The organism is Aeromonas sp. 30P, from assembly GCF_051919805.1.
Lineage (GTDB): Bacteria > Pseudomonadota > Gammaproteobacteria > Enterobacterales > Aeromonadaceae > Aeromonas > Aeromonas veronii.
This window is the reverse complement of sequence record NZ_JBQBEA010000001.1, coordinates 2,539,269-2,566,000: the sequence shown is the minus strand read 5'-3', so window position 1 is coordinate 2,566,000 and position 26,732 is coordinate 2,539,269. Positions and strand designations below refer to the sequence as shown.

The following is a 26,732-nucleotide window of genomic DNA, read 5'->3' as shown; positions in this document are numbered from 1 at the left end:
GATTTACAGGCTGTTGTTGGCCAGATCAGCCAGCAAACCATCCACCAGTTTCAGGCGCATGGCGCGATCCTGGGCCGGCACCTGGAAACGCAACCGGGTTGGCCCGTCCATCTTGTAGACCCTTGGCTGGCTGGAGAGCAGCTTGACCAGATAGGCCGGATTGACCTTGGTCTCTTGCGTGAAGTCGAGATAGCCGCCACGCTCGCTCATCTCCACCCGGCGAATGCCAAGGGCGGTGGCACGCTGGCGGAAGGCGGCCAGCTCCAGCAGGGTTTTGGTCGCCTCCGGCAAGAGACCAAAGCGGTCGATCAGCTCCACTTTCAGCTCCCGCAGCTCCTGCTCGTCCGCCGCACTGGCGATCCGCTTGTACATGGAGAGGCGCATATTGACGTCCGGAATATAGTCATCCGGCAACAGCGCAGGCAGGCGTAGCTCCACCTCGGTGTGCTGGCTCATCAGCTGCTCCAGCGACGGCTCCTTGCCATTTTTCAGCGCCTCGACCGCCTGCTCCAGCATCTCCATGTAGAGGGTGAAGCCGACCGATTCGATCTGACCGCTCTGATCGTCGCCGAGCAGTTCGCCTGCGCCACGGATCTCCAGATCGTGGGTCGCCAGCGCAAAACCGGCGCCGAGATCTTCAAGCGAGGCGATCGCCTCCAGCCGCTTGGCCGCATCCTTGGTCATCAGCTTGGGATGGGGGGTGAGCAGGTAGGCATAGGCCTGATGGTGGGAGCGGCCAACCCGGCCCCGCAGCTGGTGCAGCTGGGCCAGACCCAGGTGATCCGCCCGATCCATGATGATAGTGTTGGCGCTCGGTACGTCGATACCGGTCTCGATAATGGTGGTGCAGACCAGCAGGTTAAAGCGCTGGTGGTAGAAGTCGGACATGATCCGCTCAAGGTCGCGCTCGCGCATCTGGCCGTGGGCGATGCCGATGCGGGCCTCTGGCACCAGCTCCGCCAGGTCGGCTGCGCACTTCTCGATGCTCTCGACATCGTTGTGCAGATAGTAAACCTGACCGCCACGCTTCAATTCCCGCAGTACCGCCTCGCGCACCACTGCCGGTTCGTGCTGGCGGACAAAGGTCTTGATGGCGAGCCGCTTGGCAGGCGGGGTGGCGATGATGGAGAGATCCCGCATGCCGGACATCGCCATGTTGAGGGTGCGCGGAATGGGGGTAGCGGTGAGAGTGAGGATATCCACATCGGCCCTCAGAGCCTTGATCTTCTCCTTCTGGCGCACCCCGAATCTGTGCTCCTCATCGACGATGAGCAGCCCCAGATCCTTGAAAGTGAGCTCGGAGCCGAGCAGCTTGTGGGTGCCGATGATGATATCCACCTTGCCTTCGGCCAATTCCTTCATCACAGCGCTCTGCTCCTTGGCGGAGCGGAAGCGGCTCAGCACCTCGACCCGCACCGGCCAGTTGGCGAAGCGGTCGCGGAAGTTGTCGTAGTGCTGTTGCGCCAGCAGGGTGGTAGGCACCAGCACGGCAACCTGCTTGCCGCCGTGGACGGCCACAAATGCCGCCCGCATCGCCACTTCGGTCTTGCCGAAACCTACGTCGCCGCACACCAGTCTGTCCATGCTCTTGGCCTGACACATGTCCCCCAGCACCGCATTGATGGCGTTGAGCTGATCGTCGGTCTCCTCGAATGGGAAGCTTGCGGCAAACTGGCGATAGGCCTCTTTGTCGTGCTTGAAGGCAAAACCGGCGCGGGCGGCGCGATGAGCGTAGACATCCAGCAGCTCTGCTGCCACGTCGCGCACCTTCTCCGCCGCCTTGCGCCGCGCCTTGCTCCAGGCCTCGCCGCCGAGCTTGTGGCTGGGCGGGTTATCCGACCCGGTGTAGCGGCTGATAAGGTGCAAACTGGTGACCGGCACGAACAGCTTGTCGCCGCCGGCATATTCGAGGGTCAAAAACTCGGTGGGCAGGCCACCGGCATCGATGATTTCCAGTCCCAGATAGCGGCCGACCCCGTGATCCAGATGGACCACCGGCTGACCCTGGGTCAGCTCGCCCAGGTTTCTGATCACCGCATCGGAGCTTAAATTTTTGCTCTTCTCCCGCGCCCGCTTGCTGCGCACCTTGCCGCCCAGCAGCTCGGTCTCGGTGATCAGCGCCAGTGGATCCTGACCGACCTCCTGCCACAGGAAGCCACGTTCAAGCGGTGCAACCAAGAGGCCGTGGCGATCCGGGCTCGCCGTAAAGGCGTCGAGGGAGGGGAACTCTTTGGGTTGCAGCGAGATACGCGCCAGCAGATCGCCGAGTACCTCCCGCCGTCCTTCGGACTCCACTGCAAACAGGGTGCGCCCGGCAAAACCGTGCAGGAACTGGTTAAGCGCCAGCAGGGGTTGCTCCTTGCTATGATCGAGTTGCAGATCCGGCAGCGCCGAGATAGGCAGATCGTGCTGACCGGCATCGCCCGCAGTGGCGGCCTCTTGCAGCCGCACCTCGCCATATTGGCCCAGAGAGGCAAAGAGCTGCTCCACCGGCAGATAGAGCTGGGCCGGGGGTAGCAGGGGGCGGGTGTTGTCCCAGCGTCTGTCTTCATAGCGCTGGCCGATGTCGTTCCAGAAACGCTGGGCGGCGGGGTAGATATCCCCCACCGTGAGCAGCAGGGTCTCTTCCGGCAGGTAGTCAAACAGGCTGGCGGTCTGGTTGAAGAAGAGCGGCAGATAGTACTCGATGCCGGCGGGCCAGCGCCCCTTGCTCACCTCCTGATAGACGGAACCCTCGGCCCGCGACAGCTCGAACTGCTCGCGGAACTGGCCGCGAAACAGCTCGATGGCCGCCTCGTCGGTAGGGTATTCCCGGGCGGGCAGCAGGCTGACCGTCTTGACCGGTTCGCTGGAACGCTGGGTTTCGGGATCGAATGGGCGGATGGAGTCCACTTCATCGTCGAAGAAGTCGATGCGATAGGGGCTGCTACTGCCCATGGGGAAGAGATCGAGCAGGGAGCCGCGAGCGGCAAATTCGCCATGTTCCAACACCTGATCCACCGCCACGTAACCCGCTTCGGCGAGGCGCCCGCGCAACTGTTGCAGATTGAGGCGCTGGCCGGCCTTCACCATCAGGCTGTATTTGTCGAGATAGACCCGGGGCGCGCAGCGCAACATCAGGGTGGAGATGGGGACAATCAATACCCCCTTGCTCATCTGTGGCAGCTTGTAGAGGGTCTCGAGCCGCTGGGAGATGATGTCCTGATGGGGAGAGAAGGTGTCGTAGGGCAGGGTCTCCCAATCGGGGAACAACAATACCGGCGCAGACTGATCGGCTAGCTGCTTGTCTGCCAGCAGCTTGTCTGTCAGCAAATACTGCAGCTCCTGCTCCAGGCGCAGGGCGCTCGGGGTATCGGCGGTGATAAGCAGTACCGGCCCCTTGGCTTCACGGGTGAGACGGGCTGCAATCAGCGAGAGGCTGCTGCCGACCAGCTGGCCGAGCGTGATCTTTTGGCCCGCTTTGGCGGGCAAGGCGGGGAGTGTCATTGGCATGATTCGATTCTTTTAACGTTGACGTTATCTATCGCTGACGTTTGCTCTGGTTAGCGCTGACGTTCTTGGGCGCGCAGTTTGAGCTGTTTCGATTGCACGTGGAGGCTGGCACGAACCAGCAGTTCACGGTCATCTTCGCGGATCCGCACATAGTCGAGCTGCACATGGGTGCCATGTTCACCGCCGTCAAGCTGTTTGACCTGGCCATAGCAGTAGATGGCGGCCGCCTCTTCCCGCAGGAAGATCTTGAGACGCACGATCTGGTGCAGGTGCGGCGCATCCCCGTGACCATGATAGGGGTGCAGGTAGGTGAGCTGGCCAGCCCCGAAGCGCAGGGTGTGAAAGCGCTGCTCCGGATGGTCCTGCAGGGAGAGCACATAGCCCATGATCATGTCGATCTTGCGGGACTGCTGATTGACGATCTCGATCAGATCGTGCATCGACTCGTTCTGGTTGCGCAGCAGGCGAGTGGTCACCAGATCGATGGAGGTAATGGCCGAAGAGATCCGAAAGGGCTCCGGCAGCTCAGCGTCCAGCTCCTCCAGCGAGGGGAGATGGAAGTCGGCCGGCATGGGGATCACATTGACCGGCGTGGCATGAGTGACGCTGAAGAACTGTTCCTGCATGGAGGCTATCCCTTGTTGTCATGGACGGTTTCCCTTTATTATCCGGTATCTTATTTTGTTGGCAACGTACATATCCTTGAAGACCGGACTTTTTCAGCCCCTTTCGCTGGCCATCGGCCTGCGTTATGCAGGCTCGAAGCGCAGCAATCGCTTCGTCTCATTTATCTCCCTGTTCTCTACCTTTGGCATCGCCATCGGGGTCGCCGCCCTGATGGTGGTCATTTCGGTGATGAACGGTTTCGAAGGGCAGCTCAAAGGGCGCATCCTCGGGGTGATCCCCCATGTGGTGGTGACCAATCAGGCTGGCCGCATTGATGCCGACCCGCAAGGCTTGCCGGATCTGGCCAACTTACCCCATGTGGTTGCCTCTGCCCCCATGCTCGACAGCGAAGGGATGCTGCAAAGTCCCGGCCAGCTGACCGGGGTGAGTGTGCAGGGCATCGATCCTGCGAAGTGGCCCAAGGATGACATCCTGCACTCCCAGATGCTGGGGGGGCGCCTCGATACCCTGCAGGCCGGCCACTACCGCATCGTGCTGGGGCAGGGGGTGGCACGTCGCCTCAATGTCTCCATCGGCGATCAGGTTCGTCTGATCCTGACTGAAGGGACCCGCTTCACCCCGTTTGGTCAGGTACCGGCCCAGCGCCTCTTTACCGTCTCCGGCATCTTCGGGGTCGGCGCCGATGTGGATAACCAGATTGCGCTGATCGCGCTGGGGGATGCCCAGCGGCTGCTGCGTCTGCCGCCAGAAACCGTCGGTGGCATTCGCCTCTGGCTCGATGATCCCTTTGCCGCTGACGAGGTGATCAAGACGCCGTTGCCGGATGGCTTGCTGTGGCAGGATTGGCGCCGCGAGCGGGGCGAGCTGTTCCAGGCGGTCGCCATGGAAAAACGGATGATGGGGCTGATGCTGGTGCTGATCATCGCCGTCGCTACTTTCAACATCCTCTCCGCGCTGGTGATGGTGGTGACGGACAAGGAGGGTGAAGTGGCCATCCTGCGCACCATGGGCATGAGTGAATCTGGGATCGTCAAAATCTTCATGGTGCTTGGCGCCTCCAGCGGGGTGATTGGCGCCCTGTTTGGCGGACTGGCGGGCCTTGCGCTCTCCTTGGGTCTCAACCCTCTGCTCAATGCGGTGGGGCTCAACCTCTATATGGCGGCGGGCGGCAGTGGCCTGCCGGTGATTGTCGAGCCGGCTCAGGTCATCACCATTTTGCTGGGCGCCGTGCTGCTGAGCTTCAGTGCCACCCTCTACCCGGCGGCCCGCGCTGCGCGGGTGAAACCGGCCGAGGCGCTGCGTTATGAGTAATGCCGTGAATAATGCATCTTCTGTTGTGACTGGTGCCCCCGTAGTTGCGGGTGCCAGCGTTGTTACCGAGGCAAGTGGAGCCCCTGTTATGAATGAAGCCGTATCCCGTGAACCTCTGCTGCGCTGCCAGGCGCTCAATCATGTCTATAAAGAGGGGGAGCTGGAGACTCAGGTGCTCAAGGGGATCGATCTCTGCGTCGCACCCGGTGAAATGCTGGCGGTGGTGGGGAGCTCGGGCTCCGGCAAGACCACTCTGCTGCACCTGATGGGGGCGCTGGACAACCCCTCCAGCGGCGCCGTGCTGTTCAAGGGGGAGGATATCCACCACTGGGACAGCCGTACCCAGGCCCGTTTTCGCAACCGCGAGCTGGGCTTTGTCTATCAGTTCCACCACTTGCTCTCCGAGTTCAGTGCGCTGGAAAATGCGGCCATGCCGCTGCTGATCGCCGGTGAGTCGGTGGCGGTTGCCACCGAAAAGGCAACCAAGATGCTGGGGCGGGTGGGGCTCTCCCATCGCTTGAATCACCGTCCCTCCGAGCTCTCCGGTGGCGAACGTCAACGGGTGGCGATCGCCCGAGCACTGGTCAACGAACCGAGTCTGGTATTGGCGGACGAACCCACCGGCAATCTGGATCACGCCAGTGCCACGGCGGTGTACGAACTGCTGTGTGAACTGAATCGTGAACTGGGTACCGCCTTTGTGGTGGTGACCCACGACTTGAGCCTGGCGGCCAAGCTCCATCGCCGGGTGACCCTGGTGAGCGGCGCGATGACGGAGGTTGCCTGATGTTCAAACCGCTGCCCCTCTTTCTGGGCCTGCGTTACAGCCGCTCCCGCCGTCGCAACGGGTTTATCGCCTTTATCTCTGCCTCTTCCCTGATCGGTATTGCCCTCGGGGTGATGGCGCTGATCCTGGGCCTCTCCGCCATGAACGGTTTCGAGCGGGAGCTCAAAGACAGGGTGCTCTCCGTGGTGCCACAAGGTGAGCTGGACGCCGTCGAGCGGCCGTTGCCGGATTGGCCCCGTCTGCGTGACTACCTGCTGGCCCAGCCGGGCGTTGAGGCGGCAGCCCCGGTCATTCGCCTCAATGGCCTGCTGGAGCATGGCTCTGCCCTCAAGGGGGTGCAACTGCGCGCCGTGCTGCCCGATCTGGAAGCCAATCTGTCGGATGCCGGCAAATACATGACGGGCCGTGGTTTGCGTGAGCTGCAACCGGGTGAACGTGGCGTGATCCTTGGCAAGACCATCGCCGACAAGCTGGGAGTCAAGGTGGGGGACGCTGTCGCTCTGCTGCTGCCGCAAGGGGGCGATCAGGCGGGGATCAAGAATCCTCGCCGTGAAGCCCTGACCGTGGTGGGGCTGCTGGAGATCGGCGGTCAGCTCGACGGCCTGCTCGGCTTTATGCATCTGGCCGATGCGCAAGCGATCACCGGCATGGGCAGCGATGTGGAGGGTTTCAGCCTGCGGGTGAGCGATGTGCTCAAGGCGCAATCCATCACCGTAGCCGCCGCGCAGCAGTTCCCTCATCACGTCTATATCCGCAGTTGGATGAACAGTCAGGGTTACCTCTATCAGGACATCCAGATGGTGCGTACCGTCATGTATGTGGTGATGCTGATGGTGGTGGCTGTCGCCTGCTTCAACATCGTCTCCACCCTGGTGATGGCGGTGAACGAGAAGCGCAGCGAGATCGCCATCCTGAAAACCATGGGGGCGAGCCCCGGCCAGATCCGGCTCACCTTCGTCATTCAGGGGATGGTTAACGGCGTGGCCGGAGCCCTGCTCGGCGCCCTGCTGGGCGGGCTGCTTTCGAGCAAGCTGACCCAGATCCTGGGTGTCATCGAGAAGCTTATTGGCCACCGCTTCCTCAATCCGGATATCTACTTCATCGACTTCTTGCCGACCGAGTTGCATATGCAGGATCTGCTTATCGTGACGGGCGCTGCCATCCTGATGAGCCTGGTGGCTACCCTCTATCCCGCCTGGCGGGCGAGCGGTCTGGTACCCTCCCGCGAGCTGGGTCACTGATGCGCTGCATCTAATGCGCCATAAATAACGAAGGGCCCGCCGGTGCAAACCGGCGGGCCCTTCTGTTTTCAGGTCGCGTGGACTGGCTTAGTGAGCGTTAAGCTCATCGAGCGGCAGAGAGAAGCTGGCCACAAAGGTGTCGATAAAGTAGCGCATCTCATCGCTCATCCGCGCTGCCAGCATGGCTTCAAGGCGCTTGCGAGCCGGTTCGAACTCCCGGTTGCCCGCGTTGATCTCCTCCAGACACTTGGTATAGGCGCAGAGGGTGTCGGCATCCTTGACCAGTCTGGCCAGCTCGCCATCCCGGGCTGCCGAATCGAGCAGGGGGCGAAAATCCTCCACCAGCTCCGGCGGCAGCATGCCAAGCAGACGCTGCTCGGCGGCCAGCTCTATCTTCTTGTACTCGCGGGCGATCTCGGGATTGAAGTATTTGACCGGGGTGGGCAGATCGCCGGTCAGAACCTCGCTGCTGTCGTGGTAGAGGGCCATCACCGCGGCGCGGTCGGCATTCACGTTGCCGCCAAACAGCCGGTTTTTGATGATGCCGAGGGCATGGGCCACCATGGCCACCTGCAGGCTGTGCTCGGCAATGTTTTCCGGCTGGATGTTGCGCATCAGGGGCCAGCGGTAGATCAGCTTCATGCGGGCGAGATTGGCGAAAAAGTGGCTGGGTAACATGATGGCCTCAACAAAGAGAATAGAAAAGGGCAGACCCTAGTCTGCCCTTTTTTTCGTTGCAGGGCAGCGTCTGCCCGCGCATTTCCCGCCGTTAGCGGATATAGCGGCCCGATTCCGCCTCCTGATTGGTCACAATCATCTGGCCAATGGGCGCCAGGCTGATCAGCGCCAGCTTGAGGTGCTGGATACCGAACGGGATACCGATAATGGTCACGAAGCAGGCCAGCGCGGAAGCGATGTGGCCGATGGCCAGCCAGACACCGATCAGCACAAACCAGAGGATGTTGCCAATCAGCCCCAGAGTGCCGGTGCCGATATCGCTCTGGCCAGTCATGGTCTTGCGATTAACGGCCTGCTTGCCAAACGGGAAGAAGGTAAAGGTGCCGATCACGAAGCAGGCACGTCCCCAGGGGATGCCGACCAGCGAGATAAAGCAGACAAGACCGGCCAGCCACTAGGCCAGGCCCATAAAGACACCTCCCAGTACAAACCAGAGCAGATTGAACAAGAAGCGGAAAAAGGCCATGTGAGTGACTCCAGATCATCAATTTGGTTGCCACCATAACGAGGGAGGGGTAGGGACGCAATGGTTGATTGGCCCAATCGCCATTTGGCTGGACAAATTGAGTCGCCGCCCGCAACGGTGGGCTGTTTTTCGGTGAAAGATGGGTAATAAAGCGGCGTTCGGATGAAAAAAGGTGAACAAACGCAAAATTATTGCCATCGGATAGTTGAAGTCTGGCACCTCTCTCCCCATATAAAGGGCAGTTTTGCACGAATTGTGCTTGCACGCCGCTCAATGTGGGGGATGTGTGGCTCGACTCGACCAAAGTGCGCCGCTATAATGCCGCGTCATATTTTCTCATCACAAAGACATATCGTTGTCTTTATAAACAGGAAGACTCCGGGCTTTGCCCAGGGGCAATAAAGGGTCAGCACACAGTGCTGAGTTGAACGAGGTAGAAGAATGCAAGTTTCTGTAGAGACAACCCAGGGTCTGGAACGCCGTCTTACCATCACTGTACCGGCTGCTACCGTAGACGCCGCTGTGCGTAAAGAATTGAATGGCCTGGCCAAAACTCGTCGCATCGACGGTTTCCGTCCTGGCAAGGCTCCGGTTGCCATCATCAAGAAGATGTTCGGCGCCATGGCTCACGCCCGCGTTGCTGATGAAATGATGCAGAGCAACTTCATCAAAGCCATCATCGAAAACAAACTGAGCCCGGCCGGCGCCCCGACCATGGATCCGAAAGAGATCAAAGAGGGTCAGGATTTCGAATTCACCGCCACTTTCGAAGTGTATCCGGAGTTCGAAGTTGCAGGTCTCGAGACCATCAAGGTCGAGAAGCCGGTTGCTACCGTGAAGGATGAAGATCTGGCCAACATGATCGACACCCTGCGCAAGCAGCACGCTACCTGGGCTGATGCCGATGTTGCCGCTGCCAATGGCATGCGTGTGACCATGGACTTCGTCGGTTCCATCGACGGTGAAGAGTTCGACGGCGGCAAAGCTGAAGGCTTCAACCTGGTGCTGGGCGCTGGCCGTATGATCCCGGGCTTCGAAGACGCCATCATGGGCAAGAAAGCAGGCGACGAGTTCACCATCGAAGTGACCTTCCCGGCTGACTACCACGCTGAAAACCTGAAAGGCAAAGATGCCAAGTTCGCTTCCAAGCTGATCAAGGTTGAAGAGCAGATCCTGCCTGAGCTGACCGAAGAGTTCGTGAAGCGTTTCGGTATCGAAAGCGGTTCTGTTGAAGAGCTGAAAGCCGAAGTGCGCAAGAACATGGAGCGCGAACTGGCTCAAGCCCTGAAAAACAGCGTGAAAGAGCAGGTTCTGAACGGTCTGGTTGAAGCCAACCAAATCGACCTGCCGAAAGCAGCTGTTGCTCAAGAGATCGACGCACTGCGTCAGCAGGCTCTGCAGCGCTTCGGTGGCTTCCAGGGCGGCAACGCTCCCGAGCTGCCGGCTGAACTGTTCCAGGCTCAAGCCGAGCGTCGTGTACGCGTAGGCCTGCTGCTGGGTGACGTGATCCGCACCAACGAGATCAAGGCTGACGATGCCCGTGTAAACAGCATCATCGAGTCCATGGCGACTGCCTACGAAGATCCGAAGGAAGTGATCGAGTACTACCAGAAGAACGAACAGATGCTGAACGGCGTTCGTAACCTGGCAGTAGAAGATCAAGCCATCGACCTGATCCTGTCCAAAGCGCAAGTGACCGAAAAAGAAGTTGCCTTTGACGAAGTGATCAACAAGTCTGGCGCCGCTGCCTAAGAACATTTGACTTAAGGTCAAGACTGTTAAGTATAATGGCTCGTGTGATCTCCACTCGGGCCATTTTATTTTAGGGACAATGCCTTATGTACAAGAACTATAACGATATGACCGATTCCCCCAGCAATGCGCTGGTCCCCATCGTGGTCGAACAGACTGCCAAGGGTGAACGTTCCTACGATATTTACTCCCGTCTGCTGAAAGAGCGGGTGATCTTCCTGACTGGTCAGGTTGAAGATCACATGGCCAATCTGGTGGTGGCTCAGCTGCTGTTCCTCGAATCCGAGAATCCGGACAAGGACATCTATATCTACATCAACTCGCCGGGTGGTTCGGTGACTGCAGGCATGTCCATCTACGACACCATGCAGTTCATCAAGCCGGATGTCAGCACCGTCTGCATGGGGCAGGCCTGCTCCATGGGTGCCTTCCTGCTTGCTGGCGGCGCCAAGGGCAAGCGTTTCTGCCTGCCTAACGCCCGCGTGATGATCCACCAGCCGCTGGGTGGCTTCCAGGGTCAGGCATCTGATATCCAGATCCACGCCCAGGAGATCCTGAAGATCAAAAATACCCTGAACGAGCGCCTGGCATTCCACACCGGTCAGGACATGGCTACCATCGAGCGTGACACCGATCGTGACAACTTCATGTCCGCCGAGCAGGCCGTGGCCTATGGTCTGGTTGACGGTGTCCTGAGCCAGCGTAGCTGAGCAGGGTGTCCCGGTCTGTTGTAAACTCAACAGGCCGATCCATCCTCTATTGATAAAACGAGGTTGCTGAATGACAGAGAAACGCAAGGGTGAGGGTGATAAGCTGCTCTACTGCTCTTTTTGCGGCAAAAGCCAGCATGAAGTGCGCAAGCTGATCGCTGGCCCTTCCGTCTACATATGTGATGAGTGCGTCGAGCTGTGCAACGACATCATCCGCGAAGAGATCCGCGAAATCTCTCCCAAGCGCGATGGTAACGAGCTGCCGACCCCTCATCAGATCCGCGCTCATCTCGATGACTATGTGATCGGGCAGGAGTACGCCAAGAAGGTGTTGGCCGTTGCCGTCTATAACCACTACAAGCGTCTGCGCAACAGCGGCGAAAACAGTGGTGTTGAGCTCGGCAAATCCAACATCCTGCTGATTGGCCCGACCGGTAGCGGCAAGACCCTGCTGGCCGAGACTCTGGCTCGTCTGCTGGATGTGCCGTTCACCATGGCCGATGCGACCACCCTGACCGAAGCCGGTTATGTGGGCGAGGACGTGGAGAACATCATCCAGAAGCTGCTGCAAAAGTGCGACTACGACGTAGAAAAGGCTCAGCGTGGCATCGTCTACATCGACGAGATCGACAAGATCTCCCGCAAGTCGGACAACCCCTCCATCACCCGCGATGTCTCCGGGGAAGGGGTACAGCAGGCACTGCTCAAGCTGATCGAAGGGACCATCGCTTCCGTACCGCCGCAAGGTGGTCGCAAGCACCCGCAGCAGGAGTTCTTGCAGGTTGATACCTCCAAGATCCTCTTCATCTGTGGCGGTGCCTTTGCCGGTCTGGACAAGGTGATCGAGCAGCGTTCCGTGAAGGGAACCGGTATCGGTTTTGGCGCCGAGGTGAAATCCAAGGATGCCAAGGCCACTCTGAGCGAGACCTTCGCCAAGGTAGAGCCGGAAGATCTGATCAAGTATGGTCTGATCCCCGAGTTCATCGGCCGTCTGCCGGTGGTCGCGACCCTGACCGAGCTGGATGAGTCTGCCCTTATCCAGATCCTGAAAGAGCCGAAAAACGCGCTGACCAAACAGTACGCGGCGTTGTTCGATCTGGAAGGTGTTGAGCTGGAGTTCCGTGACGACGCACTCAACGCCATTGCCCGCAAGGCGATGGAGCGTAAAACCGGTGCTCGTGGTCTGCGTTCCATCGTGGAAGCCGTGTTGCTGGATACCATGTATGACCTGCCTTCTCTGGAAGGGGTCAGCAAGGTGGTGATCGACGAGACCGTGATCAAAGGGGACTCCGCGCCCTTGATGATTTACGAAAATCCCGAGACCCAGGCAGCTGCATCAGAGTAAATGTCTGATTTTTAATCAAATGGAAGGGGCTTTTTGCCCCTTTCATGCTTTTTACGGTTTCGGCGATTGAATCTCATCTCAGCGCCCCCATATACTCAGCCAAGCGCTTTGCCAACGGTATAACAAGCCGAGAGGACATATATGAACCTAGAGCGTTCAGAACGCATCGAGATTCCCGTCCTGCCTCTTCGTGACGTGGTGGTTTATCCCCACATGGTCATTCCACTCTTTGTGGGGCGGGAAAAATCCATTCGCTGTCTGGAAGCGGCCATGGAGCAGGACAAGAAAGTTCTGCTGGTGGCCCAGAAGGATGCGTCAACCGATGAGCCAACGGTGGAGGAGATCTTCACCGTCGGGACAGTGGCCAATATTCTGCAGATGCTCAAGCTGCCGGACGGCACCGTCAAGGTGCTGGTAGAGGGTGGGCAGCGTGCCCGCCTGGAGCGGATGATCGACGACAAGGATTTCTTTGTCTGCGAGGCCCAGTACATTCCCTCCCAAGCCATTGAGGAGAAGGATCAGGAAGTGCTGGTTCGCTCCGCCATTGGCCAGTTTGAAGGCTATATCAAGCTCAACAAGAAGATCCCGCCCGAGGTACTGACCTCGATCTCGGCGATCGACGATGCTGCGCGTCTGGCTGACACCATGGCGGCCCACATGCCGCTCAAGCTGGAAGACAAGCAGAAGGTGCTGGAGATCGTCTCGGTATCCGAGCGCATCGAGTTCCTGATGGCGATGATGGAGTCGGAAATTGACCTGCTGCAGGTCGAGAAGCGCATCCGTACTCGCGTCAAGAAGCAGATGGAAAAGAGCCAGCGCGAGTATTACCTCAACGAGCAGATGAAGGCCATCCAGAAAGAGCTGGGTGAGCTGGAAGATAGCCCGGATGAGTTTGAAGCCCTCAATCGCAAGATTGAAGAGGCTGGCATGCCGGAAGATGCCCGTGAAAAGGCCCAGGCCGAGCTTGCCAAGCTGAAGATGATGTCTCCTATGTCCGCCGAGGCTACCGTGGTGCGCAGCTATGTGGACTGGATGGTACAGGTGCCCTGGAAGGCGCGCTCCAAGGTCAAAAAGGACCTTGGCAAGGCGCAAGAGGTGCTGGATGCCGATCACTATGGCCTCGAGAAGGTCAAGGATCGCATCCTCGAATATCTGGCGGTACAGGCACGGGTGAACAAGCTCAAGGGCCCCATCCTCTGTCTGGTTGGGCCTCCCGGTGTGGGCAAGACCTCGCTGGGCCAATCCATCGCCAAGGCGACAGGCCGCAAATATGTGCGGATGGCTCTGGGTGGGGTGCGTGACGAAGCGGAGATCCGCGGTCACCGCCGTACCTATATCGGTTCCATGCCCGGCAAACTCATCCAGAAGATGGCGAAAGTCGGCGTGAAGAACCCGCTGTTCCTGCTCGACGAGATCGACAAGATGAGCTCGGACATGCGTGGCGATCCCGCATCCGCCTTGCTAGAAGTGCTGGATCCGGAACAGAACAACAGCTTCAACGATCACTATCTGGAAGTGGATTATGACCTGTCGGACGTGATGTTCGTGGCTACCTCCAACTCCATGAACATCCCGGGCCCCTTGCTGGACCGGATGGAAGTGATCCGTCTCTCCGGTTACACCGAAGATGAGAAGCTCAACATTGCCAAGCAGCATCTGGTTGCCAAGCAGATCCAGCGCAACGGCCTGAAAGAGTCTGAGATCACCATCGAAGATTCTGCGCTGGTCGGAGTGATCCGTTACTACACCCGCGAGGCGGGGGTGCGGAGTCTGGAGCGCGAGATCTCCAAGATTTGTCGCAAGGCGGTCAAGCGCATCCTGCTGGACAAGAGCATCAAGCATGTTCAGGTCAATCAGGAGAACCTCAAGGAGTTCCTCGGGGTGCAGCGTTTCGATTACGGCAAGGCCACCGACCAGAACCAGGTGGGTCAGGTGTGTGGTCTGGCGTGGACCGAAGTGGGGGGCGATCTGCTCACCATCGAGACCACCAACATGCCGGGCAAGGGCAAGCTCACTTATACCGGTTCTCTCGGTGATGTGATGCAGGAGTCCATCCAGGCGGCCATGACAGTCGTACGGGCCCGTGCCGAGAAACTGCGTATCAACGCCGACTTCTACGAGAAGCGCGATATCCACGTGCACGTACCGGAAGGGGCAACCCCGAAAGATGGTCCGAGCGCCGGTATCGCCATGTGTACCGCCCTGGTCTCCAGCTTGACCGGTAATCCGGTTCGTGCTGATGTGGCGATGACAGGGGAGATCACCTTGCGCGGCGAAGTGCTGCCCATCGGTGGTCTCAAGGAGAAGTTGCTGGCAGCCCACCGTGGCGGCATCAAGCGAGTGCTTATTCCGAAAGAGAACGAGCGTGACCTTGAGGAGATCCCGGCAAACGTCAAACAAGACCTTGAAATTTATCCGGTTCGCTGGATTGACGAGGTGCTGGAATTGGCGTTGCAGGACAATCCACAGGGGTTTGAGCGCGTTTCTGTCGTGTAAATGTTGATGCGCCGCAAATTTGGCGCATTCGGCGGGTGGTTAAGGCTTGCATGCGCCCGATAACGGAAGTAGCCTTGACCACCGATCGGGTACTCGTGATGAGTCGCAATGCGTTGTGTGGCGCGGGTTTGCGCCAGATTGTCACTTGCAACTGATCAGGAGGCTTGCTATAAAACCTCCACTTGTTGTGGCCAGGGAAATCAGCGCCGCAGCGGTGTTTGATAAAAGGGGAATATAAGAGTGAATAAATCTCAACTGATTGACAAGATTGCAGACGGTGCCGATATCTCCAAAGCTGCCGCTGGCCGTGCGTTGGATGCCTTCATTGATGCTGTTGGTGAAGCGCTGAAAGAGGGTGACCAGGTTGCTCTGGTTGGTTTCGGTACTTTCGCTGTACGCGAGCGTGCTGCCCGTTCAGGCCGTAACCCGCAGACTGGCGCGACCATCGAAATCGCTGCTGGTAAAGTTCCTGCCTTCAAAGCCGGTAAGGCCCTGAAAGACGCTGTTAACTAAGTCGGTCGCTGATATCCGTCGGCTACCGTCCTTGGTCGCAGACCAGACAAGTTAGAGAGTCTTCTCTCATACTGATTGACCAAGGCGCATCGCAATCGGTGCGCCTTTTTATTGTTTACGCCCATCGAGTTCGGGAGCATAAGTACAAACATGATGTTGGATAAACTACGCGAAGGGGCGCAGGGCAAGGTAGCCAAGGTTATCTTGGGCCTGATCATCCTCTCCTTTGCCTTGGCTGGTGTAGGTAGTTACCTGAACGGCCCGGCCCGTACCGCCCCCGCCACCGTCAATGGCACCGAGATCAGTGCTGCGGCACTGGAAAATGCCTACCGTAACGAGCGCGCCCGCATGGAATCCCAGATGGGAGAGGCATTCAGCCAGCTGGCCGCGAACCCCGATTACATGAAACAGTTCCGCCGTGGCGTGCTGGATCGGCTGATCGATCAGGCGCTGCTGGACAGCAAGGCTCGCGAGCTGGGTCTGCGCGTCAGCGATGAGCAGATCAAGCAAGCCATCGTAGCGATGCCGGAGTTTGCCGAGAACGGCAAGTTCAACAATGACCGTTACCTGCAACTGATCCGTCGTGCCGGCATGACTCCCGAAATGTTCCGTGACTCCCTGCGTCAGGACATGGTGCGTCAACAGTTGATGAACGCCCTGCTGGGCACCGAATTCTCCCTCAAGGGTGAAGCGGAGCAGCTCGACAAGCTCTACAACCAGACTCGCGATCTGCGTCTGGTGCGTCTGGCTGCCGCCAACTACATGGCTGACGTTCAGGTATCCGACAACGAGCTTGAGCAGTACTACAAGACCAATGGCGCCCGTTTCATGAACGACGAGCAGGTCAAGGTCGACTATCTGCTGCTGGACGCCGCCAACCTCGCTAAGGATATCAAGGTCACCGAGCAGGATGCCCAGGATTACTACGATCAGCACCAGGATCTGTTCCAGCGTGCCGAGCGTCGCCATGTGGCTCATATCCTGATCCCGTTTGGCAAGGACGAGAAAGCGGCCGAGCAGAAAGCAGAAGCCGTGCTGGCCAAAGCCAAGGCAGGTGATGATTTCGCTGCGCTGGCCAAGGCTGACTCTTCCGATACCTTCTCTGCCAAGAAAGGCGGCGAGCTGGACTGGTTCGAGAAAGGGGTGATGGATCCGGCCTTCGAGAAAGCCGCTTTTGCCCTGAACAAGGCGGGTGATCTTTCCACCGTGGTGAAGAGCCCGTTTGGTTTCCACATCATCAAGCTGCTGGGGGTTGAAGCAGCCCAGACCAAGCCGTTTGCCGATGTGAAAGAAGAGACCATCACTCGTCTGCAAGCTGACAAGGCCAAGGAGAAGTTCTTCGCCGAGCAGCAGAAGATGGCTGACAACAGCTTCGAAAACCCGGACTCGCTGGATCTGACCGCTGACGCCATGGGGATGAAGGTTCAATCTTCCGATTTCTTCACCCAAGCGACTGCTCCGGCTCCGCTGAACGATCCCAAGGTGCTCTCTGTTGCGTTCTCCGAACAGCTGCGCGATGACAATACCAACTCCGACGTGATCGAGCTGGCTGACGGCAAGGCGCTGGTGCTGCACATCACTGGTCACAAGCCCAAAGCGGTCAAGCCGCTGGCCGAGGTGAAAGAGCAGGTGATTGCCGCCATCAAGCATGACAAGGCTAGCGAAGTGGCCCGTGGCAAGGCCCAGGGCCTGCTGGACAAGCTGAAAGTCGGTGAGAGCATCACCGCCGATCTGACTGCACTCGGTCTGAAAGTGGAGACCCACAAAGGGGTTGCCCGCTTCGATCGCGAGCTGGATCAGAACCTGATTGCCCAGGCGTTCACGCTGCCCCATCCGATCGACGGCAAGCCGAGTGTGGCTCTGGTTGCCGAGACCAATGGTGACCGCGTTGTGGTTGCGCTGGACAAGGTCAACGTCCCTGCCGCTGCATCCGGTATGGCCGCCATGCTGCAAGCTCAGCTGGGTCAGGGCAAAGCCCAGGTGGATTACAAGTCTCTGATCGACGAGTTGCGCAAAGCAGCCAAGATCGAGTACTTCACCAGTGTGGAAGCGACCGTCGAGTAATCGGCACTGCGCAATCCATTGAAAACGGCTCCTTGATGGAGCCGTTTTTTTATCTGTGGGCAAAAGGGGGGATACTCAAGCTCTGCTCTCTGGCGTGTAGTCACCCACTGCTATACGCCATCTCAGTCGTCTAAATACGGAATATAAAAAAACCGGCACGTGTGTGCCGGTTTTTCATTGCGAACTTGCGCAGGAGCGGGGTTATACCACGCCCTGAGTGCGCAGGTAATCCTCGTAGGTGCCGCCGAAGTCGCGGATACCATCTTCGCTCAGCTCCAGAATGCGGGTCGCCAGAGAGGAGACGAATTCGCGGTCGTGAGAGACGAAGATCAGGGTGCCCTTATACATCTCGAGGGCCAGGTTCAAGGATTCGATAGATTCCATGTCCAGGTGGTTGGTCGGTTCATCCATGATCAGGATGTTGGGGCGCTGCATCATCAGCTTGCCGAACAGCATGCGGCCCTGTTCACCACCGGAGAGCACCTTGACCGGCTTCTTGATGTCGTCCTGTGAGAAGAGCAGACGACCCAGTACGGAGCGCACAGCCTGCTCGTCTTCGTTATCCTGTTTCCACTGGGCCATCCAGTCGAACACGTTGAGGTCGGTGTCGAAATCTTCGGCGTGATCCTGGGCGTAGTAACCGATCTGGGCGTTCTCGGACCACTTGATGGTGCCGGTATCCGGTGCCAGATCCCCGACCAGCGTCTTGATCAGGGTCGATTTACCGATACCGTTGGTACCCAGAATAGCGACCTTCTCACCCACTTCCAGCATCATGTTGAGGCCCTTGAACAGGGGCGCCTCGCCATAACCTTTGGACAGGCCTTCGATCTCCAGAATGTTGCGGTAGAGCTTCTTCTCCTGCTCGAAGCGGATGAAGGGGTTCTGACGGCTGGAGACCTTCACTTCCTCAATCTTGATCTTGTCGATCTGCTTGAGGCGGGAGGTCGCTTGGCTGGATTTGGAGGCGTTGGCACTGAAACGGGAGACGAAGGATTGCAGATCGGCGATCTGGGCCTTCTTCTTGGCGTTGTCGGCCAGCAGACGCTCGCGCGCCTGAGTGGCAGCCAGCATGTAGTCATCGTAGTTGCCTGGGTAGACGCGCAGCTCGCCGTAGTCCAGATCCGCCATGTGGGTACAGACGGAGTTAAGGAAGTGACGGTCGTGAGAGATGATGATCATGGTGCTTTCACGTTCGTTCAGCACCTGCTCCAGCCAGCGAATGGTGTTGATATCCAGGTTGTTGGTCGGTTCGTCCAGCAGCAGGATGTCGGGGTTGGAGAACAGCGCCTGTGCCAGCAGCACCCGCAGTTTCCAGCCAGGGGCCACTTCGCTCATCGGGCCGTTGTGCTGCTCGATGGGAATACCGGCACCCAGCAGCAGTTCGCCTGCACGTGCTTCAGCGGTGTAGCCGTCATATTCGGCGACCAGACCTTCCAGCTCGGCGGCCTTCATATAGTCTTCGTCGGTGGCTTCGAGGTTGGCGTAGATGGCATCGCGCTCGGCGATGGCTGCCCACAGCTCGGTGTGTCCCATCATGACCACATCCAGTACGCGCATATCTTCGTAGGCGAACTGATCCTGACGCAGCTTACCGATGCGCTCGTTGACGTCCAGGCTCACATTACCGCCAGTGGGCTCCAGATCACCACCGAGGATCTTCATAAAGGTGGACTTGCCACAGCCGTTGGCGCCGATAAGGCCATAGCGGTTGCCGCCGCCAAACTTGACGTTGATGTTCTCAAACAGCGGCTTGGCGCCGAACTGCATGGTGATGTTGTTGCTACTTAACAAGGTATGTGTCCCGATTGGTCTGTCAAATGGCGCGCATTATGGCACAGATCCCCCGAAAGTTTTAGCAAGAACTGTGATCTTGATCGGGGCAAGCGGGGCGTGCAGCCGATTGATGGGCAATAAAAAAAGCCGGCATGAAGCCGGCTTTTGCGTGATGGCTGCCCGTTAGTGGGAAGTGGCGCCAGAGGCACCCAGCCCGGTCTGGGAGCGAACGAACTGCGGCAGGAACTTGGCATGTTCGTCGGCGGCGTTCTGGGAGCTGTCAGTGATGGAGAAGAACCAGATCCCGACGAAGGCCAACCCCATGGAGAAGAGGGCAGGGTATTCGTAGGGGAAGATGGCCTGGGCATGGCCCAGCACTTTCACCCACACGGTCGGGCCCAGGATCATCAGGGTCACTGCGCTCACCAGCCCCAGCCAGCCACCGTAGACGGCGCCACGGGTGGTCAGGCGTGACCAGAACATGGAGAGGAACAGCACCGGGAAGTTGCAGCTGGCGGCAATGGAGAAGGCCAGACCGACCATGAAGGCGATGTTCTGCTTCTCGAACAGGATCCCCAGACCAATGGCAACCACACCCAGTACCAGAGTCGTCATCTTGGAGACGCGCAGTTCATCGGTCTCGTTGGCCTTGCCCTTCTTCAACACGCTGGCATAGAGGTCATGGGAGACCGCAGAGGCTCCGGCCAGGGTCAATCCGGCAACGACCGCCAGAATGGTGGCAAATGCCACGGCGGAGATGAAGCCTAGGAACAGGCTGCCACCGACCGCATTGGCCAGATGGACTGCCGCCATGTTGGTGCCGCCCAGCAGGGCGCCGGTGGCATCCTTGAAGGCCGGGTTGGTGCTGACCAGCAGGATGGCGCCAAAGCCGATGATAAAGGTGAGAATGTAGAAGTAGCCGATAAAGCCGGTGGCGTAGAACACCGATTTACGCGCCTCTTTGGCATCGCTCACGGTGAAGAAACGCATCAGGATATGGGGCAGACCGGCGGTGCCGAACATCAATGCCAGACCGAGCGAGATGGCGGAGATGGGGTCAGCAACCAGGCCACCCGGGCTCATGATGGCGATCCCTTTCTCGTGCACCTTGACCGCTTCGCTAAACAGGGCACCGATATCGAAGTTGACCGATTTCATGACCATGATGGCCATGAAGCTGGCACCGGAGAGCAGCATCACTGCCTTGATGATCTGCACCCAGGTAGTGGCCAGCATGCCGCCAAACAGCACGTAGAGCACCATCAGGATACCGACCAGCACCACGGCCACATGGTATTGCAGGCCAAACAGCAGCTCGATCAGTTTGCCGGCACCGACCATCTGGGCGATCAGGTAGAGGGCGACCACCACCAGCGAACCGCAGGCGGAGAGGGTGCGCACTTCAGTCTGTTTGAGACGATAGGAGGCGACATCGGCAAAGGTATATTTGCCAAGGTTGCGCAGCCGCTCGGCGATCAGGAACAGAATGATGGGCCAGCCCACCAGAAAGCCGATGGAGTAGATGAGGCCGTCATAGCCGGAGGTGTAGACCAGCGCGGAGATCCCGAGGAAGGAGGCGGCGGACATATAGTCACCGGCGATGGCCAGACCGTTCTGGAAGCCGGTGATACGGCCACCGGCCGCATAGTAGTCGGAAGCCGAGCGGTTGCGCTTGGAGGCCCAGTAGGTGATGAACAGGGTGGCGGCTACAAAGACCACGAACATCACGATGGCCGACACATTGAGGGGTTGGCGTTGTACCTCGCCGGTCAGCGCATCCGCTGCCAGCAGGGGGGAGGAGGCTAGTGAGGCCAACAGCAGCCACTTGCCTTTCATGCTTTTTGCGCTCATGACTGCACTCCCTTGAGGATTTTCTGATTCAGCTCGTCAAACTCGCCATTGGCCCGAAACACATAGATGCCGGTCAATACGAAGGAGGAGAGGATCAGTCCCACCCCGACCGGAATGCCACGGGTGACGGTGGTGCTGTCGCTGAGCGGGGTGCCGAGCCAACCGGGGGCAAAGGCGATGAGCAGAATAAACGCCAGGTAGAGTCCCAGCATCAGAGCCGAGAGGGCCCAGGCAAAACGCTGGCGCTTGGCGACCAGCTCCTGGAAGTTGGGATCTTGCTGGATCCTCAGATAGCTTTGCTGTTCCATTGCAGTTCTCCATGACATGAGTGTCAGCGGTGGATGGGGTAACCCCGACGAGCAGGCAATCTGCTCATGTAAGCAAAATGTGAATTAAATGTTACTTCTCGACAATTAGACTTTGGGATAAGCCAGTGGCGAGCCGCAGGTCAGGCGCAGGTAGATAAGCGCGGCCGTGGTGGCATCGGCAAGGGCATCGTGGGCGGGCAGGGCGGGCAGCGCCAAGTGACGGCAGATGGCACTCAAGTGGAGGTCAATCGCAGCATCGGGGTAGCGGCGATAGAGGTGGTCGTGATAGAGCTGGCTTACCTCGATCCCTCGCTGGGGCAGGGTCAATCCCCACAATTTCTGGCAGGCAAGATTGAGAATGCGCAGGTCGTAGGCGATGTGATAGCCCACCAGTTCGCGCGGGCCGATATAGTCGAGTAGCAGGCGCAGCGCGGCTTCCAGCTCCATCCCCTGTTGCAGATCCTGATGGCGCAGACCGTGGATCACCACAGATTGGCTGGTCAGGCTGGCCGGTGGCTGTACTTTGATGGCGAGGGCCTCACCGGTCAGCAGCCGGTTGCCCTGAATGCGCACCGCCCCGATGGAGACGATCTCGGCCTGCTCGGGATCGAGACTGGTGGTCTCGAAATCGAGGGCGATCCGTTCATCTTTCGGTGGGGTGGCAAAGAGCGGCGCGAACTCGCCCGTTCGGAACGTGCGGCCATACCAGTAGCGTCGAACGCGGCTCAACATGGCTATTGTCTCAGACGAAAGTGCAAGGTGAGCCACTGCTGGAACTTTTTCACCTGATGCAGCGCCTGGCGCAACAGATCCCGCTCGCTGTGGCTAAGCTCGCTTGTCTGCACCCGACTACCGCTCCCCTTGAGCTGGCTGCGTAGCCTCAGCCGGATAAAGAGCCGGAACGCCTCCGCCAGATTGCTGCCATAGTCGGCACTGAGCCGATCGGCGGCCACCAGCGCGTCGATGCGCCCCAGGGTCGAGGTTTCCAGTATGCCCTCCTCAAGGGCCAGCATGCGGATACCGTGTACCAGCGGAAACAGCCCGCCCCGCTTCAGATCCAGCCCTTCCGGTGGCTGCTCCAGTCGGCCAAACAGGGTGAGCGGGGCATGAAAGGCCACTGCCGGTCGCACCATCTCCGCCAGCAGATCCCGTCTGTCCGCCAACTGCTCGCGCAGCGCTCTGGCAACCGGCAGATGGAGCTGTCGATCCCCTGCTATGGGGTGAGCATCGGCCAGGGTGGCGAGCCAGAGCAGCTCATCCTCTTTTGCCGTGGTGCAGGCGCAGGCAATGGCGCTTTGCCACTCGCTGCCCGTTTTCACCCAGGCCGGATTGTTCACCATCACCTGCCCGGGGCACAGCGGGTAGCCGAGTCGCTCCAGCAGGGCGCTGAATTCGGCCAGATCGGCTGCCTGGGTGGGCCATGCCAGCCCTTCTGGCAGGATCAGGGCGTTGTCCTGGTCGGTTTTGAGGATCTGCTCGCCGCGCCCCTCCGAACCCAGCATCAACAGGCAGACGTTATCCTGCACCCTGGGGGGGATCACCAGCGCAAAGGCTTTGGCGATCAGCTGTTCGTTGATGGTGGCGATCAGCTTCATCAAAAAGGCGGTGTGGATCCCTTGGGCAAACAGTGAGCGGGTCAATTGTTGCTGCTCGCGGGCCACCGCCTCCAGTGCCGGCAGGCTGTCGGCACGGGCGATGCGCAGGGTCAGCACGTGGGAGTGGGTCGAGAAGAGCCCCAGCACCTGAGTCAGTTGCAAGATGCCCGCCACCTCGTTGCCACGCCATACCACCAGTCGCTTGATGCGATGGCGGGTCATCAGCAGCAGGGCATCAAACAGATAGCTCTCCAGCGGCAGACCAATCAGGGGCGTGGGGGTCAGCACCGAGAGGGGGGCCGTCAGCGGCAATCCCTTGAGGGTCAGGGCGTGGAGCAAAGTCTTGCGGGTTGCCAGCGTGAGGGAGCCGTCGTGGGCCGGGTAGAGCAGACAATCGGTTCCCTTGCTCACCATGGCTTCGGTGGCCGCCAGTAGTGACAGCTTGCTGTCGACGATAAGCGGTGCCTGCAGGTGGCCGGGTTCGATGCGGGTCAGGATAAACTCCGCCAGATTCTTCTGACCCAGCTGTTCGCGCTGTTCCTGCTGGCGCTGACGCTCGGCCAGATTGGCGGTGAAGTAGCTGGCAAACTGCGGATCCTGCTCACAGAGCGCCAGAAAGGTGTGGCGAGGGATGAGCTGGCAGAGGCTATCTTCCAGCGCGGTGAAGCGGTGGCGGCAGTGGCCATCAAACTGGGCGCGCACATCGAACAGGTCATCGACCCCGTAATCACCAAACTGGTGGTGAGGGGCTGACTCTTCCACCGCCCCCTTGATGATGAGATAGAGGCCGGGAGGCTCGTCCCCCTCCTTGAGCAGCAGATCCCCGGCCCGAAAATAGCAGAGCGAGAGGTGACGGGAGAGCTGTTCGCGCGCCTCCTCATCCAGTCTGTCGAACGGTGGTCTGGCAAAATTGAACAGGGTTGACATGACAGCGTCCTCTGCTGGCTTGCGGCACTCATGCAGCTCCCAGTGTGACAAAGGGAGGGGGAGGCGACCAGCCGACTTTAGTCTCAGCTGTACCGCCTGTTCACACTCTGATAACGTAGTGGTATGACCAGTGAGTCAGTTTCAGGGATCAAGGAGAGGACAAGGGAGATGGAAAAACCAAGGATCAAGTGCGAGATCCGCGACGGGATTGCCGAAGTGATGCTGACGCGGGGGGATAAACTCAATGCGCTGGACCGCGCCATGTTCAGCGCCATCGATGAGACATTGACGCAACTCGCTCAGCACAAGGGGCTGCGGGCGGTGATCCTGCATGGCGAGGGGCGAGCCTTCTGCGCCGGGCTGGATGTGAAATCCATGCTGAGACAGCCGGTGGCGGCGCTCGATATTCTCAAGCGCGAAGCGGACGAGGCGACCAATCTGGCCCAACGGGTTGCCTATGGTTGGCACCAACTGCCGGTGCCGGTGATTGCGGTGACCCAGGGAGTCTGTTTTGGCGGTGGCTTGCAGATTGCGCTCGGCGCCGATTTTCGCTTCAGTACCCCCGATTGCCGCTTCTCGGTGATGGAGATCAAGTGGGGCATCATCCCCGACATGAGCGGCAGTGTCACCATGCGCAACTTGATGGGGCTGGATACCGCCATGGAGCTGGCCATGAGCGGGCGCGAGCTGGATGCCATCGAGGCCAAAGCTCTAGGGATGGTGAGCCGGGTCTGCGCCGATCCGCTGGTGGAGGCGCGAGAGTTTGCCCGCACCCTGATCACCAAATCGCCCGATGCATTGGCGGGGATCAAGCAGCTCTACAGCCAGGCCTGGGCCCGCAGTGACGAGGCGATGCTCAAAGAGGAGACTCGGCTGCAAAAGCAGATCCTGGGACGACCCAATCAGTGGCGAGCCACCCTTAACAGCCTGTTTCGCTGGCGGTTGCCATTTGGGCCGCGCCGCAATCCGCTCTGACTGCGAGCTGCACGAGCGATCTATGGTATGCCCGACTACTTGGGCGGCCTGCAGTCGGCCTTGCTCAACCAGGACGCCACCCTGTTTCGGCGCAAGTACTTCCTCAACGGCGCCAACATGGGCTTCATCTTCTACGCCACCGACCCGAACATGGACGATGACACCGAAGAGGAGATGAAGGAGATGATCGCAAGCAGCAAGGGGGTGGGGAACTTCCGCTCCATGTTCGTGAACATCCCGGACGGCAAGCCAGATGGCATCAAGCTGATACCGGTGGGGGATATCGCTACCAAGGACGAGTTCGCGGCCATCAAGGGGATCACCGCTCAGGACGTATTGACCAGCCACCGCTTCCCGGCGGCGCTGGCCGGCATTATTCCGGCCAATGGCGGGGCAGGGCTTGGGGATCCCGAGAAGTACGATGCGACCTATGCCCGCAACGAAGTGTTGCCGCTGTGTGAGCTTATCCAGGATGCCATCAACAGCGCGGGACTCCCGTCTCCCTGCGGGTCGATTTTCGGGAGAATATCGGTTCAACTGTATAAACAAACAGTGATCGCTGTGGCAAGATAGGCTGTTGATTTGGATAGAAAAGGGGGCGTAATGCGGGTTTATTGCAAAGTGTGTGGCCAGCGGGGCCGCATTACCAAAACCAACCGGCTGAGCGATGATGTCTCGATCTCTACTGTCAGTGCACCGATGCCGAGTGTGGCCACAGCTGGGTGGCCACCCTGTCGTTCGCCCACACCCTAAGCCCCTCGGCCAAGACCACCAACCAGCTGGTGCTAAGTTTGATGGGCTCGCTGACTCCGGAGGGACGGCAGCTGGTACTGAAAGGACTGGGGGCGCAATAGCGCCCCCAGTTTTTTCTAATTCACTCGATACTGTCATACATTGCCAGTGTGATTTCGTAGAGACCTAACGTTAGCATAATGGGCGTTTAACAATCCAAACCGATTGAAACTGGTAAATCACCATTTATTTAAAAATCGCGCCACGTGTAAACGCCCCGTTTATGTTCTTGTTATAACGAGAATTCACCGCAAAGCTGCTTCAGCCGCTCACCCGCAGGAGTATTAATTATAGGTTTGAACTTTTCTAAGGCCTGCTTACCCCGATCTCCTAACTCTTTGGGCTTGAACAAGAAGTTGGGATCACTTATGAGATTCTCAAGACTTGCCTCACACTTACGCTTGATAGGTACTAAACCCTCTTCAATCAGAGCTGGATATGCAGAGGCACCTTTCTCTACTTTATATTGCTCAATTACCAAATCTTTAGAGATTTGAATTACAGCATCTACTTTAGCTATACCTTTTTGAGTAGCTTGCACCCTGAAAAGGTCAATTGCCCATTTCCGGCAATCCTCTGCTTGAATTGCAGCGTTAAAGGAATTGTCTATAACGTCATAGTACTCTGACCCAAGCTCTCGCAAAAACAAGTGCTTGTTTTTTGTCCATGATTCGTAGGGTAGTATTGGCGGGGAAAATTCCCCAATCGCTGGTATGAAGTTAGCGCCGAATTGCTGTTCTTTCTCTAAAGTCTCTTGTTTTATTTTCTCAATCGCAATTTGAGCTGACTTGATTTCTTTGTATATAGTAGCGGCCAACCTTTCCTTCTCTTCTTTTTTGGCGGCTTCATTCAACGTCCGTTCTGCTACCTGTTGACACCTAAATATTGCTATGGCTACTAGCGCTGTAAACAGTGTTGCGATGCTTGGTAAGAGTATTTTCGCTAACTCATTGAGTTTGGAACTAT

At 58.6% G+C, this 26,732-nt stretch carries 19 protein-coding genes and 3 pseudogenes; 12 read left to right on the top strand and 10 right to left on the bottom strand.

Annotated elements, in window-relative coordinates; translation table 11 throughout:
• Nucleotides 1–3: 3 nt before the first annotated feature.
• Both mfd and ACTG2B_RS11825 read right to left on the bottom strand, forming a co-directional pair.
• Nucleotides 4–3,486 (bottom strand): transcription-repair coupling factor, encoded by a 3,483-nt coding sequence (gene mfd / locus ACTG2B_RS11830; RefSeq protein ID WP_439996935.1) that lies wholly within the window; start codon nucleotides 3,484–3,486, stop codon nucleotides 4–6.
• A 56-nt stretch (nucleotides 3,487–3,542) separates the two neighbouring features.
• Nucleotides 3,543–4,118: a hypothetical protein gene (locus ACTG2B_RS11825; protein WP_064336238.1), complete on the bottom strand. Its 576-nt coding sequence runs from the start codon at nucleotides 4,116–4,118 to the stop codon at nucleotides 3,543–3,545.
• 76 nt (nucleotides 4,119–4,194) lie between these two features.
• Between ACTG2B_RS11825 and ACTG2B_RS11820 the strand changes: the two genes are divergently transcribed.
• The 3 genes from ACTG2B_RS11820 to lolE all read left to right on the top strand — a co-directional run bounded on the left by ACTG2B_RS11820 (nucleotide 4,195) and on the right by lolE (nucleotide 7,458).
• Entirely contained in the window at nucleotides 4,195–5,430 is a 1,236-nt protein-coding gene (locus ACTG2B_RS11820; protein WP_368151698.1) for a lipoprotein-releasing ABC transporter permease subunit, read from the top strand.
• An 88-nt stretch (nucleotides 5,431–5,518) separates the two neighbouring features.
• The gene (lolD, locus tag ACTG2B_RS11815) at nucleotides 5,519–6,217 is read left to right on the top strand and encodes a lipoprotein-releasing ABC transporter ATP-binding protein LolD (RefSeq protein ID WP_429200317.1); all 699 of its coding nucleotides are present in this window, start codon (nucleotides 5,519–5,521) and stop codon (nucleotides 6,215–6,217) included.
• Entirely contained in the window at nucleotides 6,217–7,458 is a 1,242-nt protein-coding gene (gene lolE, locus ACTG2B_RS11810; RefSeq protein ID WP_323969721.1) for a lipoprotein-releasing ABC transporter permease subunit LolE, read from the top strand. Before lolD ends, lolE begins: the two co-directional genes overlap by 1 nt.
• 87 nt (nucleotides 7,459–7,545) lie before the next feature.
• On the opposite strand, the gene yfbR is transcribed toward lolE, so the two are convergent.
• Nucleotides 7,546–8,136: a 5'-deoxynucleotidase gene (yfbR, locus tag ACTG2B_RS11805; RefSeq protein ID WP_439995895.1), complete on the bottom strand. Its 591-nt coding sequence runs from the start codon at nucleotides 8,134–8,136 to the stop codon at nucleotides 7,546–7,548.
• Nucleotides 8,137–8,227: 91 nt separating this feature from the next.
• Nucleotides 8,228–8,662: pseudogene (locus ACTG2B_RS11800) on the bottom strand (YccF domain-containing protein).
• A 441-nt stretch (nucleotides 8,663–9,103) separates the two neighbouring features.
• Here ACTG2B_RS11800 and tig point away from each other — a divergent pair.
• From tig to ppiD, 6 genes are all read left to right on the top strand, one after another.
• Nucleotides 9,104–10,414: a trigger factor gene (gene tig, locus ACTG2B_RS11795; RefSeq protein WP_439995893.1), complete on the top strand. Its 1,311-nt coding sequence runs from the start codon at nucleotides 9,104–9,106 to the stop codon at nucleotides 10,412–10,414.
• 86 nt (nucleotides 10,415–10,500) lie between these two features.
• On the top strand, nucleotides 10,501–11,124 hold the full coding sequence (gene clpP / locus ACTG2B_RS11790) for an ATP-dependent Clp endopeptidase proteolytic subunit ClpP (protein WP_005336979.1): 624 nt from the start codon (nucleotides 10,501–10,503) through the stop codon (nucleotides 11,122–11,124).
• A 70-nt stretch (nucleotides 11,125–11,194) separates the two neighbouring features.
• On the top strand, nucleotides 11,195–12,469 hold the full coding sequence (gene clpX / locus ACTG2B_RS11785; protein WP_005336977.1) for an ATP-dependent protease ATP-binding subunit ClpX: 1,275 nt from the start codon (nucleotides 11,195–11,197) through the stop codon (nucleotides 12,467–12,469).
• 141 nt (nucleotides 12,470–12,610) lie between these two features.
• Nucleotides 12,611–14,965: an endopeptidase La gene (gene lon / locus ACTG2B_RS11780; protein WP_005336976.1), complete on the top strand. Its 2,355-nt coding sequence runs from the start codon at nucleotides 12,611–12,613 to the stop codon at nucleotides 14,963–14,965.
• A gap of 240 nt (nucleotides 14,966–15,205) precedes the next feature.
• A complete protein-coding gene (gene hupB / locus ACTG2B_RS11775) occupies nucleotides 15,206–15,478 on the top strand; it encodes a nucleoid-associated protein HU-beta (protein WP_005315375.1) in 273 nt (90 codons plus the stop codon).
• Nucleotides 15,479–15,628: 150 nt separating this feature from the next.
• Complete coding sequence (ppiD, locus tag ACTG2B_RS11770; protein ID WP_439995892.1) at nucleotides 15,629–17,542, top strand: peptidylprolyl isomerase; 1,914 nt, start codon at nucleotides 15,629–15,631, stop codon at nucleotides 17,540–17,542.
• 201 nt (nucleotides 17,543–17,743) lie between these two features.
• Here the strand turns inward: ppiD and ACTG2B_RS11765 are convergent, their stop codons facing one another.
• From ACTG2B_RS11765 to ACTG2B_RS11745, 5 genes are all read right to left on the bottom strand, one after another.
• The gene (locus ACTG2B_RS11765) at nucleotides 17,744–19,336 is read right to left on the bottom strand and encodes an ABC-F family ATPase (protein ID WP_439995891.1); all 1,593 of its coding nucleotides are present in this window, start codon (nucleotides 19,334–19,336) and stop codon (nucleotides 17,744–17,746) included.
• Nucleotides 19,337–19,501: 165 nt separating this feature from the next.
• The gene (locus ACTG2B_RS11760; RefSeq protein ID WP_026035062.1) at nucleotides 19,502–21,154 is read right to left on the bottom strand and encodes a cation acetate symporter; all 1,653 of its coding nucleotides are present in this window, start codon (nucleotides 21,152–21,154) and stop codon (nucleotides 19,502–19,504) included.
• 11 nt (nucleotides 21,155–21,165) lie between these two features.
• On the bottom strand, nucleotides 21,166–21,477 hold the full coding sequence (locus ACTG2B_RS11755; RefSeq protein WP_005336970.1) for a DUF485 domain-containing protein: 312 nt from the start codon (nucleotides 21,475–21,477) through the stop codon (nucleotides 21,166–21,168).
• A 105-nt stretch (nucleotides 21,478–21,582) separates the two neighbouring features.
• Nucleotides 21,583–22,209, bottom strand: a complete 627-nt coding sequence (locus ACTG2B_RS11750; RefSeq protein ID WP_101530787.1) for a 3'-5' exonuclease — start codon at nucleotides 22,207–22,209, stop codon at nucleotides 21,583–21,585.
• 2 nt (nucleotides 22,210–22,211) lie between these two features.
• Nucleotides 22,212–23,999: a putative nucleotidyltransferase substrate binding domain-containing protein gene (locus ACTG2B_RS11745; protein ID WP_101530786.1), complete on the bottom strand. Its 1,788-nt coding sequence runs from the start codon at nucleotides 23,997–23,999 to the stop codon at nucleotides 22,212–22,214.
• A 168-nt stretch (nucleotides 24,000–24,167) separates the two neighbouring features.
• Between ACTG2B_RS11745 and ACTG2B_RS11740 the strand changes: the two genes are divergently transcribed.
• From ACTG2B_RS11740 to ACTG2B_RS11730, 3 genes and pseudogenes are all read left to right on the top strand, one after another.
• The gene (locus ACTG2B_RS11740) at nucleotides 24,168–24,974 is read left to right on the top strand and encodes a crotonase/enoyl-CoA hydratase family protein (protein WP_439995889.1); all 807 of its coding nucleotides are present in this window, start codon (nucleotides 24,168–24,170) and stop codon (nucleotides 24,972–24,974) included.
• An 18-nt stretch (nucleotides 24,975–24,992) separates the two neighbouring features.
• Nucleotides 24,993–25,519 (top strand): annotated as a pseudogene (locus tag ACTG2B_RS11735) (phage portal protein); the annotation flags it as partial.
• 58 nt (nucleotides 25,520–25,577) lie between these two features.
• Nucleotides 25,578–25,828, top strand: a pseudogene (locus ACTG2B_RS11730) (ogr/Delta-like zinc finger family protein).
• A gap of 170 nt (nucleotides 25,829–25,998) precedes the next feature.
• On the opposite strand, the gene ACTG2B_RS11725 reads toward ACTG2B_RS11730, so the two are convergent.
• The gene (locus ACTG2B_RS11725) at nucleotides 25,999–26,619 is read right to left on the bottom strand and encodes a hypothetical protein (RefSeq protein ID WP_439995887.1); all 621 of its coding nucleotides are present in this window, start codon (nucleotides 26,617–26,619) and stop codon (nucleotides 25,999–26,001) included.
• Nucleotides 26,620–26,732: the final 113 nt, after the last annotated feature.

Bases quoted from the DNA above. Each gene is read 5' to 3' on its own strand.
- ACTG2B_RS11760 (WP_026035062.1), bottom strand. From the start codon at position 21,154: ATGAAAGGCAAGTGGCTGCTGTTGGCCTCACTAGCCTCCTCCCCCCTG.
- lolE (WP_323969721.1), top strand. From the start codon at position 6,217: ATGTTCAAACCGCTGCCCCTCTTTCTGGGCCTGCGTTACAGCCGCTCC.
- ACTG2B_RS11740 (WP_439995889.1), top strand. From the start codon at position 24,168: ATGGAAAAACCAAGGATCAAGTGCGAGATCCGCGACGGGATTGCCGAA.
- lon (WP_005336976.1), top strand. From the start codon at position 12,611: ATGAACCTAGAGCGTTCAGAACGCATCGAGATTCCCGTCCTGCCTCTT.
- lolD (WP_429200317.1), top strand. From the start codon at position 5,519: ATGAATGAAGCCGTATCCCGTGAACCTCTGCTGCGCTGCCAGGCGCTC.
- ppiD (WP_439995892.1), top strand. From the start codon at position 15,629: ATGATGTTGGATAAACTACGCGAAGGGGCGCAGGGCAAGGTAGCCAAG.
- clpX (WP_005336977.1), top strand. From the start codon at position 11,195: ATGACAGAGAAACGCAAGGGTGAGGGTGATAAGCTGCTCTACTGCTCT.
- mfd (WP_439996935.1), bottom strand. From the start codon at position 3,486: ATGACACTCCCCGCCTTGCCCGCCAAAGCGGGCCAAAAGATCACGCTC.
- tig (WP_439995893.1), top strand. From the start codon at position 9,104: ATGCAAGTTTCTGTAGAGACAACCCAGGGTCTGGAACGCCGTCTTACC.
- clpP (WP_005336979.1), top strand. From the start codon at position 10,501: ATGTACAAGAACTATAACGATATGACCGATTCCCCCAGCAATGCGCTG.
- ACTG2B_RS11745 (WP_101530786.1), bottom strand. From the start codon at position 23,999: ATGTCAACCCTGTTCAATTTTGCCAGACCACCGTTCGACAGACTGGAT.
- ACTG2B_RS11825 (WP_064336238.1), bottom strand. From the start codon at position 4,118: ATGCAGGAACAGTTCTTCAGCGTCACTCATGCCACGCCGGTCAATGTG.
- ACTG2B_RS11750 (WP_101530787.1), bottom strand. From the start codon at position 22,209: ATGTTGAGCCGCGTTCGACGCTACTGGTATGGCCGCACGTTCCGAACG.
- yfbR (WP_439995895.1), bottom strand. From the start codon at position 8,136: ATGTTACCCAGCCACTTTTTCGCCAATCTCGCCCGCATGAAGCTGATC.
- ACTG2B_RS11755 (WP_005336970.1), bottom strand. From the start codon at position 21,477: ATGGAACAGCAAAGCTATCTGAGGATCCAGCAAGATCCCAACTTCCAG.